This window comes from Halobacterium sp. DL1 (genome assembly GCA_000230955.3).
In the GTDB taxonomy this organism is placed as follows: domain Archaea; phylum Halobacteriota; class Halobacteria; order Halobacteriales; family Halobacteriaceae; genus Halobacterium.
Genome location: CP007061.1, coordinates 226,717 through 240,881, shown reverse-complemented (window position 1 = coordinate 240,881; position 14,165 = coordinate 226,717). Strand labels below are relative to the sequence as shown.

Genomic DNA, 14,165 nt, shown 5'->3' with positions numbered 1-14,165 from the left:
TCTATTAACCAACAATTAGTGATACAACTCGGGATTGTTGGTTAAGACCGGAATCTACTCCTTGTCCTCACGGAGCTCCCTAGCCTTCCACTCGAGGCGTCGCAGAATATGCGTCCGGTTCTGGTTAGCATTCTCGTAGGCGACGCAGGCTCGGAGCGTCTCCATGTCGTGAATCGTCGCGATACCAGCGTTGATGAGTCGAGTGTTTAGCGGTTCAAGACGCTGTTCCGGTGTGAGACCGTCTGATTCGACGGATAGGTTTGACGAGTTGCTCACTTTTGTTCGCCTCCGCTCTCTCAAGGCGACAATAAACAGCGGCCAGGCCACTCCCGGTCGAAGACATTCCTTGTCAGAATCCCAAGTCAGTTTGGACGGTAATTCGCGTCAGTGTCGACGCTGTCGTACATGCGGCCGAGCATGTCGAGCGCCGACTGGAAGTGCGCGTAGTGCTCGTTTGCGAACGCCGCCGTTTCTTGGAGTGGGATGACGGGCCGTCCATCGACCATCTCGGCTTCGATCTGTGGCCGTAGCTCCAGAACAACCTGTATCGCACCATCGAAGTCGGTAGCGGGCTGGCGCTCTTCTGAAGTCGGGATTCCAAATCGATCGAAGAACGCCGTCCAAGCGTCGAGGTCGGATTCGTGGACGGCGATGAACAGCGGATAGTCCTCTGGGTCGCGAGCGACCTGGTAGCCACCGCGGGTCCAGACGTAGACCGCATCAATGGAAGTGAAGGCGTAGTCCATACTGGCGAACTGCGGGAGGACATACGCCTCCGCTATGGATGGCGGCGAGATGTTTGCTGACGCCGTCAGGAACTCGAGACCGACGTCTTGGATTGCCTGATCGACGAGATGGAGCCCATCGTCGTACGCGACGTATCCCGCCTCCTCGAGGCGATGCACGACGCGACGGATCGTCTCCCGGTTCTCGTCAATCTTCCGCGCGACGCCTGAGATGGAATCCTCCGGGTCAAGCGCGAGGACGACCTTGAGTTCCTTCTCACCGCACACTTCGTACATCCTTTGGTTACACAATTCTGTGCAATAGTCAAAAGAAGTACTATTCGTGTGGGTTAGCTGGCTGGATCTGGCGAGTGTCCTCAGCGAGGTCGTGGATATACTCGCGGAGGGTTTCCATATCCTCGCGGGCATCTTCGAGCGTCTTGCCCTTCACTTTGGCCGTGATCTTGTCTTGATCGCGGGTGCCGGTACCACGAGTGAGTTTGACGGTGAGTGAGACGCCGACATCGCTTCGCTCGACGTACTCGGTTGGTGCCTGACGCTCACGGTTCTGCGGCGATTCTGCGCTCGTACGAGGCTGCTGGGTGTGTTCTGACATTGATTGCTCTCTGTGATCGTTAGTTGACGGACGGTGCGACTGGATCGTCGACTATCTCACGAAGGACTGCATCTATCTCGCGGCCGGTGAGTCGCCAGCAGTCGTCGGGTCCTAAACTCTCTAGCTGGCTCACCACTTCGGTCTTGAACGCCTTGTACTCCGCAAGCGCCACCTCCTCATCGTCAGTGTAATCGAGCAGGAGGGCGAGTGCAAGTTGGGCCGGCCCGCTGCCACCATATCCCCATTCGAAGCCCGAAGGACTGTGATTCGCCAGCTCGAGACTCCGCTCTGGCGTGAGCTGTTCTTGGTCCGATTGCTTCTCGACGATGGCGCGGCCTCGACGACGGTAACCGACGTAGATGACGTCGGGATCAGCCGAGGTCCGTGACTGTACGTGTGAGCGTGCGTCGCTGATTCCACTCATAGGTTGGTTCGCGGGAGGCTCGTTCGATCATCCCCGCACCCCTCTCAGGGGTTCAAAAACAGGACGTAGCTGCGTTCGGCAACGTATTTGACAGTTGCAACGTACTGTCCAGATATATCGGGATGGCTGTACTGAACGATCTCTCAGGGTTCGAGTTCGAGGACGTGGTAGAGGACGTCTTCCGCAATCTCGGCTACGAGAACGTCCGCCAGGCCGACCGCACGGCTGACGAGGGTCGCGACGTCATCATGGAGGAAGTCGTCGACGGCACCCGGCGTGCGATTATCGTCGAGTGCAAGCACACGGGGACTGTCGGGCGGCCGGTCGTCCAGAAGCTCCACTCGGCGATCGCGACGTTCGACTTCGACGGTCCCAAACGCGGAATGGTCGTCACGACCGGCCGGTTTACGAACCCTGCTCAGGAGTACGCAAACCGCCTCCAGCAGAACGACGACCCCCACCCAATCGAGTTGCTGGACGGCGAGGACCTCCGGAGGATCGCCGACGAGATCGGCCTCGACCTCTACAACGGGCGCATCGAGATTCTCTGCGACGAGACACTCCGCCCCTATGACCCGGCCGCCGACGTCGACGCGCCAGTCACGGAGGCGTTCCGCGACATCGAGAACATCGAGGCCGCCGACCTTCCAAAACCGCATTCGTCGGTGACGTTCCGCCCGGTGGTTGCGGTCACCGCCGACACGAACGCTGTCTTCGAGACGTCGGTGGGCGTCATCCACCGGATCAACGACCGGACTCGATTCGTTGCCCACGCCGAACGCGGGCAGCCGCAGGTCGTCAACGAGGACGTCACGACACTGGTCACCGAGAACCTCCACGCGACGGTCGAACTCGATACCGAGCAGTTCGCGGAGGTGTTCGACGACGTCGAGGAGAACCGGTTCGGCCAGACGCAGACCGAGTACAAAGAGTGGGCCGTCGAGCGGCTCCAGCAGCACCACACGACGACGGTCACCTACACCGGCGACAACAACGTCACCTACAACAAGACCTGCGAGCCGAACCGCTCGGATATCTCGGTCCAGTCGATCGAACCGGTGTACCTTCCTGAGGTTCGACAGACGACGGAACTCCAGGAGTACACCTACCCCTACGAGTACTACGCGGCAGGGCCGTCCAGAGTAACAGACGAGGACGGCATCCATCGGTGCGTCCACTGTGACACGAGCGGCGTCGATGAGACGTACACCTACTGTCCGAACTGCGGGGCCATCGCCTGCAACAGCCACACCAAAACGGAACGGTTGGAAGGCGAGCCGGTTTGTACTGGTTGTGCGGTCACCGAACGGTTCGCGCTGAAGATGAAGTACTTCTACGACGAGGACAACCTCGAGGCGTTCCGCGAGGAATACGCCGCAATGCCACTCCACGAGAAGGCGATGGAGAACAAGTTACTCGCTGGAGGGAGCGTGGTCGCGACGCTGCTGCTCGTCGTCGGCCTGCTCGTCATCGGCGGCATCATTTAGACCGGTCGCGTTCTCACGCCGGCTTAGCGACCAGCTCTTCGAGCGCGTGCTCTAGGGCTGTGGAACTGCCAAGTGGCTCGCTCGAAGGCCTCGTCGGTGGGGCCTCGAGAGCTTGTCGAGGAACACGAACGCTGCTGCCGTGTAGGCCGGTTCTCTCTCGGCGTGGGTCGCATCGAGCAGTTCCTTCAGCCGGATGAGATCCTGCAGGACGCTCGTCGGGTAGCCGTCCGAGCGTCGGTATACCTGTGCGACCCGGTCCGAATCGTTTGGTTCGTCATCCTGGTCGCCTCGTTGGACGAATCTGAGTTGACTTCGTGTCGACATCAAATACCGCCGGCGCAACAACAACCAGTCCTCAGAGAGGGTGTCGTGTGATGCCGTCAACGCCGCTCTCAGTCACACGGAGGAGCCACGTTGACGGGTTGTTGTCTTCTTTCCCACTATTGATTGGTGCTGGTGCTCCGGTAACAAGGACGGGCGTTTGGAACTCATCAAGCGTGCCCTGTTGACCGACGTGCATGTGTCCGGAGACGATGAGATCAATTTCAACGGAGGTTTGTTCAATAGCCTTCCGAAAATCTGCTCCCCTCTTTTGATGTATGTGGTACCCGTTTTCATTCCGGACGGGGTATGGAGTATCGTGGACGACCAATACATTCGCGTTTGAAAGTACTGATTGAACCGAGGCTTCGAGCGGTTCGCCCGGGAAGCTATCGTGACTGTAGTCGATTCCGAATAGCGTAACGTCTGTTTCCCCTACTGATTCTCCATTCTTCAAGAGACGCTCAATCTCTGACGTATCATTAGTTGCTCCATCAACTGTTCGACGGCTAGCAGGCTCATCGTGGTTCCCGTAGATGTAGTAGAACGGAATATTGAGCTCTGAGTTGAGAGCGTCTATCACAAAGGACCGGTCTGCCCCGATGGCAACGTGATCGAAAATGTCCCCGGCGTGGACAATGGCATCAGCGTCTAGGGTGTTGGCCTGATCCATTACCGCTTGGAAGCGATCACGAGCGTCGAGATCTTTAGCACCTTTTGCTTTCTTATCACGGCGACGATGCCGATAACCGACGTGAGTGTCGCCGACAATCAAGAGTCGCGTCGCGGTGTCATCGGCCGGACCGAGTTCAGTTACTGTCAGATCCTTCGTACTGTCGAGCTGGTAGTGTCGACTTCCACCCTGTGACCAGTACCTTCCTCGGACGTCTTCCAGTTCGTACCGGTGACCTTCGGTAAGCGAAAGGGAGAGAGAATGCGTCGACCAGATTTTAAGAGAGATTGTATGTCCGTCTGCATCCTCGACTGTAACTTCAAAATCGAGTTTGTTACTGCTGGAGGGCGAGACCTCTCGAACGAGGACTGTGATCGGATTAGAAAGACGGTCATTACGAGGGAGATCATCTCGAGTAAACATTAACTTCATAGACAGATGGCAGGACCGAGTACTTAATCGATGCGAGTATTCTCTGTGACTCAATTTTAGATTTGTAGCAGTGCTTCGCTAAGCCAAACGAGAGACCTCCGAAGGTTCCTCGACGTCGTCGAACTCACCACGTTCGACCGGCTCCCAGTCCTCATCTGGCTTCGGACTCCACCAGTCGACTTCATAGTCGCCTGGGGCACCGAGGACCTTCACCCGCGCCGACCCATCCGGAAGATCACGACGGAGTTTCTCGTCGACGTGGAGGTTCCACGTCGAATCGGTGTCGAAGCAGGCGAGAACGGCCTCCTCGTAGCCACGGTCTTCTCTGGATTCCCGGAGGATGACCTGCGTGTTGCAGTTCTTGCAGAACACTCCTTCGAAGGGGATGTGACTGAATATCTCGTGCCCGCAGACCGGACACCAGAGGAACTCGAACAGTGCTTCGCTGTGGCGGTCGATGACTTCCAGACTCATCTGTGGATCTGGCCCGATTGAGACGGGCCACCCTTCTCGGCCCAAAATAAACGTCACCGCAGATACGCTCACATCAATCAGCGCTCAGCGCCGTACACGATTCTCGAGGATGCTTCGTACCCACAGTTCCGGCACTCGAACCAGCGCTGAATCTTCGCACCGTCAGCCGTTTTCCCCCCGATTGCCACGTCGCTGTTCGGACACTCGGGACAACTCAGTTCGGGCGCTGGCCGTTTCCGGAGCTCATCACGGAACGATTTCGCGTCCTTCGTCTCGTACCCCCGCGACCACACTGGGTAGCCGTCGACGAGGATTACGCCACGCCACTTGTAGCGGTACGAATCCGGTGCTCGGTGTAAGACCGCCCGAGCGCCGGTCTCGGTATTCCGGTATGCGAGTGTGGGCGTGCGGCTCTCACGTCGCCAGTTGGTGATCCGGGGCATCTGTTAGAAGTGGACGTCGGCGGGCACGATCCAGAGCTCTTCACTCTCTTCAAGGAGTCGGTCCAGCTGTCCACGGTGGCGAATGCCGGTTCCGTGTTCGGTGTACAGAAAGATCGCCGGGCCGTCGTACGCGCCGACCTGGTGGAAGGCGTGCCGCGCGAGGTCCTCGTCGCGCATGATCTCCTCGTCGGAGAGCTCGTCGATGGCTTCCTTCACCCGGTCGAGATTTCGCTCGAACTCCTCTTTCGTCGCCTTCCAGCCACGCTCAAGCAGGTCTTGGCCGTCATCGGAGTTGACGGGGGCTGCAGTCGGCAACTCACCCCATCGCGCCTTCCCCGCAACGGACGTATCCTCCTCGTCGAACGTCACGTGGTAGTCGAAGACGGCGCCAGCGTGTGGGTCCGCGCCGACCAGGCGGTCGAACACCGTCTTTCCGGTGGATAGTGCTTCGTCTTCTGTCGATGCTTCTACCAGACTGTAAATGACCATGTGCATCTCGAACACCTCGAAGCGCCGACGCACCGGGAGTCGTTGCTCGCTCGCTCCTGCTGCGCCGGCACCCATCGCCGGCGCTCGAAAAACCCTAATCTAGCGGTCGATTCTTAGGACACGTTCGCTCGGTCGACTGTGATGGTCAGGTTTCCGGACTCGTAGTCAGCTTCGAAGTCGATGGTGAACGCATCCGAGTCGTACGCGGCGTGGTAGGCGCGGTGACGTTTGAGCGAGCCGGTCGCCTTGAAGTGGAAGAACGCAGCCGCCGTGTAGGGCTTGCTCTGCGTCTCGACTTGCGTTTCGACTGACGCCGGAAGTGCGATCTGTGGCGTGTCCGTGTCAATACTCGCAGCGAACTCCTTCGCTTCCTCGACGGTCGCTTGCGAATGTGCCGGTGTCTCGCCGGTCAACACGTTTACCGGTGTTTCCGTGCCGTCGGTAAACAGGACGTCTTTGAAGATGTGTGTCCCGAGGATCGCGTCGGGGTCTAACTCGCAATCGTCGAATGGATCGTCGTCTGGTTTCTCGGACATCAAATCACGAGCCTACAGAGGGGCTCGGTTCTCTCCGCCCCTGAAAAACAGCAACTGGTCGACGCAGTCCTGATCTATGAACGGTTCAGACTCGCCTTCTCGAAGGGTGATTCCCCGGTCGGAATGCGCAGCTCCTGTCGGTCTCCGACCCGCTCGGCGAGCTTCCGCTTCAGATACTGTCTCGCCGTCGACGGTGTGAAGACGCCTTTGTCGAGCATGTCTCCGACGACATCTTTGAAGGCCGCGAACTGCCCCTGCAGGTGGCCGTCGCCGACCGGCTCGCCGTCGTACCAGCGCACCGTCGCGAGCGCGCCATTCCCGACCGTCTCCCCCTGTTTGACTGTCTCCGATTCGTACTGTAGGCCGAACCACAGCGTCCGGTAGGCGGTCACCTCGAACGTCGTCGACACCACGAAGAACGCCTCGTGGTGGAGGTAGTCGAGGTGGTCAGCGACGATCTCGTCGAGGGTAAGCCCGGTGGCACGGGGCTTCGGCTCGACGACCGTCGACGGTCGATCCTCGTCGGCGAGGTAGCCGTCGACGGCGTCTGCCTCAAGGCCATCGGCTAGTTCAGCCAGCAGCTGTTTCGCCCACTTGGAGTCGGTGTCGTCGCCACCGAACGGCGACTCAGCAGAGATTCGGTGCTTGAGCTTCAGGTTCGCTGCGCCCCACTGGCTGTAGTGGAGCGTGTACTGTCCGTCTGTACGTTCGTACGCAACAAGTGCGCGGTGGCCCATTGAACAATCACCTCGTAGGACGACCCACGACTGGATCGCCCCGCACCCCTCCCGGGGGATGAACAACGCTACTCGTCGATCGGCTCGGGGGAACTGAGGTCAGCGTGGAGGACTTCGCCGTCGCGAACGACGTACCGCTTTGCGAGGACCGGGAATCGACACTTCGTATACCCGGTCGTTTGGATGTCGAACTCTTCGTCAGCTTCGAGGTGGTCGGCGAGTTCTCGCAAGAACTCGTGGGTCACGATACCGCCCTCGTAGTCCGGGAGGCCGTTCTCCCGCGCCTCGTACACCTCGAAGTCATCGTACCCCCAGATGGTGAGCTCTCCCTCTTCGGTAACCTCCCAATCGAGCGTCCCGAAGCAGTAGCTCTCACAGAGCTCGCGGACTGCCTGCGGATCCGATACGATCGCGCCGGTCGACGTCGTCGCAGCTTGCAGTGTCGCCATATCTGGACTTCACGGGGTCGCCCCCGCACCCCTGTCGGGGGCGAAAAACAGACGCGAGAGGTGCCTCCTGAGGCGTGGCCGGCGCCTCCAGTTAGGAGTCTGCCTGGGCGCCCGCCCCGGCTCCGTCGCCCGGCCTCGTGAGAAGGCTCACCTCCTCTAGGAGGTCTCTCGCGGTCTCGACTCGCTCTCGATCCGCGGCGTCCAATCGGTCGACGTCGAGTCGGTTGAGATTGCTGAGTATACGATGCATCCGGTACCCTTGTTTGAACTCTTGCTCCATCGGAAGCGCCTCACCGCTCGCCGGCGCGGAACGACTTCCCATCGGGACTGCCGTCGGGCTTGCAGGAGATCACGGTATTAACCAACGAATCTCGACGCTACTCGCAGGGTGTTGGTTAATCGACGGCCAGCACTGGCCCTACGCGAGACTGGGGCCGTAGCGAGCCGAGCCACACACCCGGCACTCCCAGATCGGTTGTCCCGTCCACGCCGCATCCGGGACCGACTCGTGGGTCTTGAACCGATGGTCGGTCGCCCGTCCACAGTTTTGACAGTCGAGTTCCTGCGTCGTCGGTACCGACGAATCCTGTCGATCAGCCGCAGCCTCGCCAGTAGATTCGGTCAGCGCCATCGCTGGAACCAGCCACACCGCGTCGTCGGCGTCGTCGAGGATCGCGTCAAGACGCGACGCGTCGCGGATGCCGTCCCCACGTTGGTCGTAGAGCCGCGTTGGGGCCTGCTCCTGACGCTCCGACGCTTCCTGCCCGTGCCACCCAGTCCGGTCACGGGCGGCACTGAGAAGCCCCTCTCCCTCCGCTGACGACACCTGTACCGCGTCGGGAAGTGAGGGCCATTGCTCGGCCAGCTGGCGCGCCGGCGCCTCGTCGAGGTCGTAGATGAGCGTGTAGTCGTCGACGGCGGGCTCCGCCTGGTTGGCAGAGAGGAGGTTCGCCGCGGCGCCGCCCTTCGCCACGGCGCCGTAGAACGTAGTCGACTCGACGATTAGGTGGATGATGCCGAGGAACGTCGTCGACGCTGACTCGTTCGTACTAGCGGCGTCACTCTCGAGATGGTTAGTGAGACAGAACCGGCATTTCGTCTGCCCGTCTGGGACTGACGCCCCACAGGACCGACACTCCGTGTTTGATTCAGTCGCGTCGTTCGGATACCCTTTCTCGGTTGTGGCAACGCGCTGCCGATGGGCTGCACTGTCACCGCATTCGCTAAGTTTCTCATCCGGAATATGCGATGCTTCGCCGATTGGTCGGAGTTCTTCGAAGTCAGTGTAGTAGTCGTTCATCGATTGGCTCATAGATTCGTCCGTAATGGTACTTCAACCTGAGGGGTGGCAATCCTCCTTGACCGGTGTTGTATTCAGGGATGTCACTTCCGCTGAAGGTAACTAGCCCCTCGCACGGCAATTGGGGAAAATTGGTGGTAGTCCTCTATTGCACGCACATCGACCACGTTCCGTCTTCGTCAACTTCGAGAACGGCATCGAATAACGGTCGGAGGGTCTCAATCGTCTTCTCGTCACACGTTTCGGGATCTAGATGGAAGTGCGCTATCGCTCCTGCCAACGAGAGACGCCTCGTAAGGAGATGGAGGAATCTGAAGGCCCGATTAAGGTCTGTGGCTTCGAGAAGTTCTGTGAGTGAATGGAAGCAGACAACGGGTTGCTCATCGGTACTTCCCCACTCCGAAAGTTGTTCACTAATTCGTATTCCGAGTGTCGTCAGATCCGCGGGGTCGAGAACGGCGTCAACCTCTAGCCGTTCAGGTGGAAGCGCCCTCTTGGATGGCTGTGAGGCAGATGATCGTGCAAAGTCTCCAACATTGATGAGTGAGATGTGTGCAGGGGTCTCTTCCTCGAATTCCCATATGTTGAGGCGGTTCGTGCCTGGAGACTCGTACGTTACCCCGAGCAAGTTTGCGCGACTGGACGGGACGGCGGACAACAAGTCGTTGCATCCTTCATCTTCGGGGTGACTGCTGCTTGGCGCGAGAAACAGCACGTTTGTCTCTTGGTCAAGTTCTCTTGACCCAGCGTCCGATGCTCCTCGAATCGTTATCGTGCCATCGTTAGTAACTTCCACTACACACTCATCGTATTCGAACGACACCGAGAGATCTGTCTCCTCTGGCTTGTCGAACAGGGCGTTCAATGCGTCTACATCGATTACGCCTTGTAATGGCGTGAGTGCGGTCGGTTCAACACCTTTGAACCATGCCACTGCTCGAATCACTCCTGTACTCGGACGATCTCCGTAATTGAAGGATGGGGGGTTGGTCTCGTTGTTTGGTCCCATTGATAGTTACACCGTTGAGTACGATTCTCCCGCCGGGGCCTGTTCGGTGGACCGGAAACGTAATTTGGGGTAGTACATAGATTCCAATTCTCCCGGTTCAATAGGTCTTTTGATTTGTTTGCTTTTTCTGACCGGTCAGAGATTTCTATTCTATGAGTTTCCCCAGACCGGTCAGAATACCCTGTGGTAATGGGCGGTCTCATCAGCGATACCAAATTGGATATCCTCCGACAGCTACGTTCTGAACCACTTCACGGCTATGGGCTTGCCGCTGAACTGAACCTGAGCCATGGGTATATCTACACACATCTCGGCGAACTACAGGAGGCAGGGATGATCGAAGTAGCGGAGGAACGCGACGGGAAGAAGATCTATCGACTTACCCAGAACGGTCAGTATTTGGTGAAAGCCTTCGACGATTAACCAAGGTTTCAGAGCCTCCGCGCTACGCGGGGGCTGACTTCGAATCGTCGACCTCCTCTAGTTCGTTCCATCGTGTGCGTATCGTTACCGGCGTTGTCTCCGCCACCTCTGCGAGATCTGTTTGCGTGAAAAATTGTCCCTGCTCCCGAGCAGCCTTATAGAGGCAGGCCGCTGCGACACCTGTCGGTTGGCATCCGTTCGAGATAATCGTCGCTTCAGCGCCCTTTGCGAGTTCAAACGCCCGCTGTCGGACCGTGTCAGCGACGTCCAATTCTGACGCGAAGCGCGGAATGAACGACTGCGGCCTTCTCGGTGGGGTAGGGAGTCCTAATTCTGTATTCAGCGTTTTGTACGCGTTTCTCACTCGAGACAGTTCGACGCGTGCTGAATCAGCGACCTCGTCGAGTATCACTGGTCGATCGTTACAGCGGCAGGCCCCGTACACGCTAGCCGTGGCGATGGCCTCGATGGATCTGCCCCGAAGCAGGTCCTCGTTCTGGGCACTCCGGAAGAGCTGACACGCCTGGTCGCGGATCGAATCGGAGAGCTCGAGGGTACTCGCCAGACGGCGAACCTCGCCCAGCCCGTATGCGAGGTTGCGTTCAGCTTTCGACTGAAACCGCCCGCGCGTCTGTTCACGCCGCATCCGGGCGAGCCGGCGTCGCTTCTTTCCGGAGAGTTCATTCCCGTTCGTATCGGTCCCGCGCCCGATCTCCGTCGACAACCCCCGATCGTGCCGCGCTGCCGTCAACGGAGCGCCAGTCCGTTCACGCTCGTCTTCGTCGAACCCTCGCCACTCTGGTCCGTGGTCGATCCGCTGCTCGTCGACGACGAGCCCACACTCCTCGCAGACGGTTTCGACTGTATTAGTGGTGACTCGGCCGTCGCACTCGGGACACTGATTCGACCTCGTGTCGGTCTGGACGTCTTCGTCGAACGTCGTCTCGTAGATGTCTCTAGTTGCCATCGTTCTCACCGTGTTTCGGGAACTCGCCAGTACAGTGAGCCCCTCACCCATTGAGGGGACAATAAACTCAACGCAGGGTTGAGGTGCTGACACCGGCAGTAAGAGAGATCCTCAAATCAGATCGCTGTCTACAGTAAGAATTTGCTACTCAGGACATATGCCACTTTATTGTTTCAAGCCATTCGAGTCACCGAAGCAAATCCCAACATAATCGACTCGTGAAGTGTGTTCAGACAAGTGATACTAATCAGACGAGATCTCAAAGGCACTTTCAAGTGCTGCATCATTGGGTAGCCCGAAGTAGACAAATCGGTACTTGCCGGATTTTAATTCTTTGCAGACATAATATGGGCCGATTGAAAAACCGATTGGAGACACAGTGAACTCCCAAGTGAATCCATCACTTGGGTCGTGATCGACTGCTTGGGCATCTAGAAGCACATTACCTTTGGTCGAAAAAATGTGATCCCACTCACCATTATCTTTCTTTTGAATTGCGTAATGATCACGAGATCCAGTCCTCTGCGACTCGGAGGATATATTTTTCAAATGGATCGAGATATCCTGACCAAGATTGACTGATGCAGGCTCTATTTCCAATGAGAACTTTTCGGTCGTTCCTTTCTTGATTGTATATTTTTGATCCAGATCGGTAGTAAGCAGCGCCAAGTCACTATCACATTCTGGGGGTGTCTGTTGGGTCATGGTCTTCGTTTTCTGATTTGCTAACTGTTCCGCTTGGCTGAGACAGCCACCGAGTGTCGTGGCTCCGAGTGCAGTGAGAACTGTTCTGCGGCGCATAGGTACCGATACGAGCGTCACATACTTATGACTCGTCCAGGTTCAAACAACCGCTTTAGCTTGGCCAACACTGATTTTAGTTCGTATCGTGGATCTCAAATAAGGAGTGTTGAGCACAATATGCCAGGTGTATTTCCTTATCGGCCTTCGACACGGGTAGACGACCAAAATCCGAAACTAGTCGAAATTAATGACGATTCTGCCGAAAAAATATTCAAATCGTTATCTTCTGAATCGGCTCGTTCAATGTTTGATTTGCTCTATGAGGAACCGCAGACCGCGAGCGATATCGCAAAATCACTCGATATGTCGGTCCAAAACGCAAAGTATCACCTTGATAAGCTTGAGGAGGCTGGACTCATAGAAATTATTGATATCTGGTATTCAGATAGAGGGCGTGAAATGAATGTGTACGCACCGACTAGTAGTTCGATTATATTATTTGCCGGCAATTCGAACGAGAAGCGGTCTCTGCGCAAGATTCTCAAACAATCACTTGGAATCACTGGCATCCTTGGTATTGCGAGTTTCCTCTTTGGTTGGGTACTTAGTAACCTTAGGCCAGAAACAATCGTTGATACGGATACGGATCCCTCAAATCCTGTCTTGGTTATGAAAAATCTTGTTCAGTTTCTCGCACTCCCCGAGATCGCATTCCTGCTTGGCGGGATCTTTGTCATATTACTCACTCTTGGAGGGTGGTACTTAACCACCCTTCCGGATTAACTACCGAGTCCTCCACTGAATCCCAAGGTTGTTTGCCATTGAATGGGCTGTTGAGCCGACAGCCTCTGAGGCTCCCGTTGCTTGGGTGGCGAGAGAAACCATGAAGAGGTAGTAATTTCCTTCAAAGTAGTCACGGTCGTACACTGGCCCACCAGAATCTCCGGATTGTTGCTCGTTGGATACATGCAGAAGACTGCGTCTCGTGACGCTCGTGCTGCAGTAATTGTCCAAGTATTCTTCGATTACGCCCGTGGTTGGACCGGTAGTGATGCCGCGCTTACGGACTTCGAGATTATTCGCCATCATATCGTCAATACCGTTACTATCCACATATCCCTCGATATAGCCGTTTTCGTCGACAATCGTGTCAGTAAAACCATCGCGCTGCGGTTGTCCTTCCTGATCATCAGCCTCAATATTTGTGAGAGCGGCGTCGTAGTCCTGGAAGTGGTGTTTTACGTGTCCGTAGTAGTCGTCACTTTGATAGGCGTTTTCACCTGTTGGATCTTGGGTAGAGCAGCTATCCTGTACATTCGGATCATCGACCCACAGGTGACGCGCGCCCATTAGATAGAGATTGCCACCGTAGTCCACTCTCGCAGTCGAGGTGGCAGTACCCGTCGAACTATTCTGTTCAACGCCTCCTGGAACCGGATCGTAGTTTCCGTTGTAGTAGGTGTCTTGGTATTCTTCCCGGCGTGTAATGGCAACTGGCACTCCATCGACCTCCTCTGGAATGTCCGCATTAGTTCCCTCAGAACGGTCGACATGAACTCTGACTTCGAAAAATCGATAATTGTCGACAGCTGCGTTGCTCGGACCGTAACCTACTCCCAGGACTCCGGATGACTCTTCTAGGCGGTTGAAGAGTAACTGCTGTCCTCGACGTGCTCGCTCTTTCTGTTCAAACCATTCTTTTGGAACCTGTTTAGTCCGAACAGGTTCTCCCTTCGACCGATGAGTGACGATTCGAACACGATCCCTGCTAGGAGTGGCTCGAGCTTTCCCGATGGCCGTGTTGAGCCCTGCTCCAGAGATGCCGATGGCTCCGAGTGATTTCATGAACTTTCGCCGGTCTATTCCCCTGTTTGCTCGGACTGATCCGAGCCGAGATTGGTCTTCTGTCATGGGTT

18 protein-coding genes are annotated in these 14,165 nt (G+C 56.9%); 7 read left to right on the top strand and 11 right to left on the bottom strand.

Annotated features, from left to right (window positions below):
• Positions 1-54: 54 nt before the first annotated feature.
• Positions 55-276 carry a hypothetical protein gene (locus HALDL1_01160; protein AHG05608.1) on the bottom strand — a complete coding sequence of 74 codons (222 nt, stop codon included), beginning with the start codon at positions 274-276 and terminating at the stop codon, positions 55-57.
• A gap of 86 nt (positions 277-362) precedes the next feature.
• Positions 363-1,022 carry a sigma-70 like region 4 HTH domain-containing protein gene (locus tag HALDL1_01155; GenBank protein AHG05607.1) on the bottom strand — a complete coding sequence of 220 codons (660 nt, stop codon included), beginning with the start codon at positions 1,020-1,022 and terminating at the stop codon, positions 363-365.
• Positions 1,023-1,068: 46 nt separating this feature from the next.
• Between HALDL1_01155 and HALDL1_01150 the strand changes: the two genes are divergently transcribed.
• Positions 1,069-1,239, top strand: coding sequence for a hypothetical protein (locus HALDL1_01150; GenBank protein ID AHG05718.1), 171 nt, complete (start codon positions 1,069-1,071; stop codon positions 1,237-1,239).
• 121 nt (positions 1,240-1,360) lie between these two features.
• On the opposite strand, the gene HALDL1_01145 is transcribed toward HALDL1_01150, so the two are convergent.
• Entirely contained in the window at positions 1,361-1,765 is a 405-nt protein-coding gene (locus tag HALDL1_01145) for a hypothetical protein (protein AHG05606.1), read from the bottom strand.
• Positions 1,766-1,887: 122 nt separating this feature from the next.
• Here HALDL1_01145 and HALDL1_01140 point away from each other — a divergent pair, with 122 nt between their 5' ends.
• The 3 genes from HALDL1_01140 (at position 1,888) to HALDL1_01130 (ending at position 4,672) form a co-directional block, all read left to right on the top strand.
• Positions 1,888-3,252 carry a restriction endonuclease gene (locus tag HALDL1_01140; GenBank protein ID AHG05605.1) on the top strand — a complete coding sequence of 455 codons (1,365 nt, stop codon included), beginning with the start codon at positions 1,888-1,890 and terminating at the stop codon, positions 3,250-3,252.
• 1,000 nt (positions 3,253-4,252) lie between these two features.
• Positions 4,253-4,441: a hypothetical protein gene (locus HALDL1_01135; protein ID AHG05717.1), complete on the top strand. Its 189-nt coding sequence runs from the start codon at positions 4,253-4,255 to the stop codon at positions 4,439-4,441.
• 96 nt (positions 4,442-4,537) lie between these two features.
• On the top strand, positions 4,538-4,672 hold the full coding sequence (locus tag HALDL1_01130) for a hypothetical protein (protein ID AHG05716.1): 135 nt from the start codon (positions 4,538-4,540) through the stop codon (positions 4,670-4,672).
• An 84-nt stretch (positions 4,673-4,756) separates the two neighbouring features.
• Here the strand turns inward: HALDL1_01130 and HALDL1_01125 are convergent, their stop codons facing one another.
• From HALDL1_01125 to HALDL1_01095, 7 genes are all read right to left on the bottom strand, one after another.
• Positions 4,757-5,152, bottom strand: a complete 396-nt coding sequence (locus HALDL1_01125) for a hypothetical protein (GenBank protein AHG05604.1) — start codon at positions 5,150-5,152, stop codon at positions 4,757-4,759.
• Positions 5,153-5,598: 446 nt separating this feature from the next.
• A complete protein-coding gene (locus HALDL1_01120; protein ID AHG05603.1) occupies positions 5,599-6,090 on the bottom strand; it encodes a hypothetical protein in 492 nt (163 codons plus the stop codon).
• Positions 6,091-6,197: 107 nt separating this feature from the next.
• A complete protein-coding gene (locus HALDL1_01115) occupies positions 6,198-6,620 on the bottom strand; it encodes a hypothetical protein (GenBank protein AHG05602.1) in 423 nt (140 codons plus the stop codon).
• 74 nt (positions 6,621-6,694) lie between these two features.
• Positions 6,695-7,357 (bottom strand): hypothetical protein, encoded by a 663-nt coding sequence (locus HALDL1_01110; GenBank protein ID AHG05601.1) that lies wholly within the window; start codon positions 7,355-7,357, stop codon positions 6,695-6,697.
• 68 nt (positions 7,358-7,425) lie between these two features.
• Positions 7,426-7,806: a hypothetical protein gene (locus tag HALDL1_01105; protein ID AHG05600.1), complete on the bottom strand. Its 381-nt coding sequence runs from the start codon at positions 7,804-7,806 to the stop codon at positions 7,426-7,428.
• Between the two features lie 91 nt (positions 7,807-7,897).
• Entirely contained in the window at positions 7,898-8,128 is a 231-nt protein-coding gene (locus tag HALDL1_01100; GenBank protein ID AHG05599.1) for a hypothetical protein, read from the bottom strand.
• 96 nt (positions 8,129-8,224) lie between these two features.
• Positions 8,225-9,106 carry a hypothetical protein gene (locus tag HALDL1_01095; protein ID AHG05598.1) on the bottom strand — a complete coding sequence of 294 codons (882 nt, stop codon included), beginning with the start codon at positions 9,104-9,106 and terminating at the stop codon, positions 8,225-8,227.
• Positions 9,107-10,304: 1,198 nt separating this feature from the next.
• Between HALDL1_01095 and HALDL1_01090 the strand changes: the two genes are divergently transcribed.
• On the top strand, positions 10,305-10,538 hold the full coding sequence (locus HALDL1_01090; protein ID AHG05597.1) for a PadR family transcriptional regulator: 234 nt from the start codon (positions 10,305-10,307) through the stop codon (positions 10,536-10,538).
• A 22-nt stretch (positions 10,539-10,560) separates the two neighbouring features.
• Here the strand turns inward: HALDL1_01090 and HALDL1_01085 are convergent, their stop codons facing one another.
• A complete protein-coding gene (locus HALDL1_01085) occupies positions 10,561-11,505 on the bottom strand; it encodes a transcription initiation factor IIB (GenBank protein ID AHG05596.1) in 945 nt (314 codons plus the stop codon).
• Between the two features lie 921 nt (positions 11,506-12,426).
• Here HALDL1_01085 and HALDL1_01080 point away from each other — a divergent pair.
• Both HALDL1_01080 and HALDL1_01075 read left to right on the top strand, forming a co-directional pair.
• Entirely contained in the window at positions 12,427-13,032 is a 606-nt protein-coding gene (locus tag HALDL1_01080; protein ID AHG05595.1) for an ArsR family transcriptional regulator, read from the top strand.
• 183 nt (positions 13,033-13,215) lie between these two features.
• Positions 13,216-13,602, top strand: coding sequence for a hypothetical protein (locus HALDL1_01075; protein ID AHG05715.1), 387 nt, complete (start codon positions 13,216-13,218; stop codon positions 13,600-13,602).
• The last annotated feature ends 563 nt before the right edge of the window (positions 13,603-14,165 follow it).

Excerpts from the sequence above, each read along its gene's own strand:
- HALDL1_01130 (AHG05716.1), top strand. The coding sequence starts at position 4,538 with ATGTCCGTCTGCATCCTCGACTGTAACTTCAAAATCGAGTTTGTTACT.
- HALDL1_01155 (AHG05607.1), bottom strand. The coding sequence starts at position 1,022 with ATGTACGAAGTGTGCGGTGAGAAGGAACTCAAGGTCGTCCTCGCGCTT.
- HALDL1_01105 (AHG05600.1), bottom strand. The coding sequence starts at position 7,806 with ATGGCGACACTGCAAGCTGCGACGACGTCGACCGGCGCGATCGTATCG.
- HALDL1_01090 (AHG05597.1), top strand. The coding sequence starts at position 10,305 with ATGGGCGGTCTCATCAGCGATACCAAATTGGATATCCTCCGACAGCTA.
- HALDL1_01110 (AHG05601.1), bottom strand. The coding sequence starts at position 7,357 with ATGGGCCACCGCGCACTTGTTGCGTACGAACGTACAGACGGACAGTAC.
- HALDL1_01080 (AHG05595.1), top strand. The coding sequence starts at position 12,427 with ATGCCAGGTGTATTTCCTTATCGGCCTTCGACACGGGTAGACGACCAA.
- HALDL1_01115 (AHG05602.1), bottom strand. The coding sequence starts at position 6,620 with ATGTCCGAGAAACCAGACGACGATCCATTCGACGATTGCGAGTTAGAC.
- HALDL1_01095 (AHG05598.1), bottom strand. The coding sequence starts at position 9,106 with ATGAACGACTACTACACTGACTTCGAAGAACTCCGACCAATCGGCGAA.
- HALDL1_01075 (AHG05715.1), top strand. The coding sequence starts at position 13,216 with ATGCAGAAGACTGCGTCTCGTGACGCTCGTGCTGCAGTAATTGTCCAA.
- HALDL1_01085 (AHG05596.1), bottom strand. The coding sequence starts at position 11,505 with ATGGCAACTAGAGACATCTACGAGACGACGTTCGACGAAGACGTCCAG.
- HALDL1_01145 (AHG05606.1), bottom strand. The coding sequence starts at position 1,765 with ATGAGTGGAATCAGCGACGCACGCTCACACGTACAGTCACGGACCTCG.
- HALDL1_01125 (AHG05604.1), bottom strand. The coding sequence starts at position 5,152 with ATGAGTCTGGAAGTCATCGACCGCCACAGCGAAGCACTGTTCGAGTTC.
- HALDL1_01120 (AHG05603.1), bottom strand. The coding sequence starts at position 6,090 with ATGCACATGGTCATTTACAGTCTGGTAGAAGCATCGACAGAAGACGAA.
- HALDL1_01140 (AHG05605.1), top strand. The coding sequence starts at position 1,888 with ATGGCTGTACTGAACGATCTCTCAGGGTTCGAGTTCGAGGACGTGGTA.
- HALDL1_01100 (AHG05599.1), bottom strand. The coding sequence starts at position 8,128 with ATGGGAAGTCGTTCCGCGCCGGCGAGCGGTGAGGCGCTTCCGATGGAG.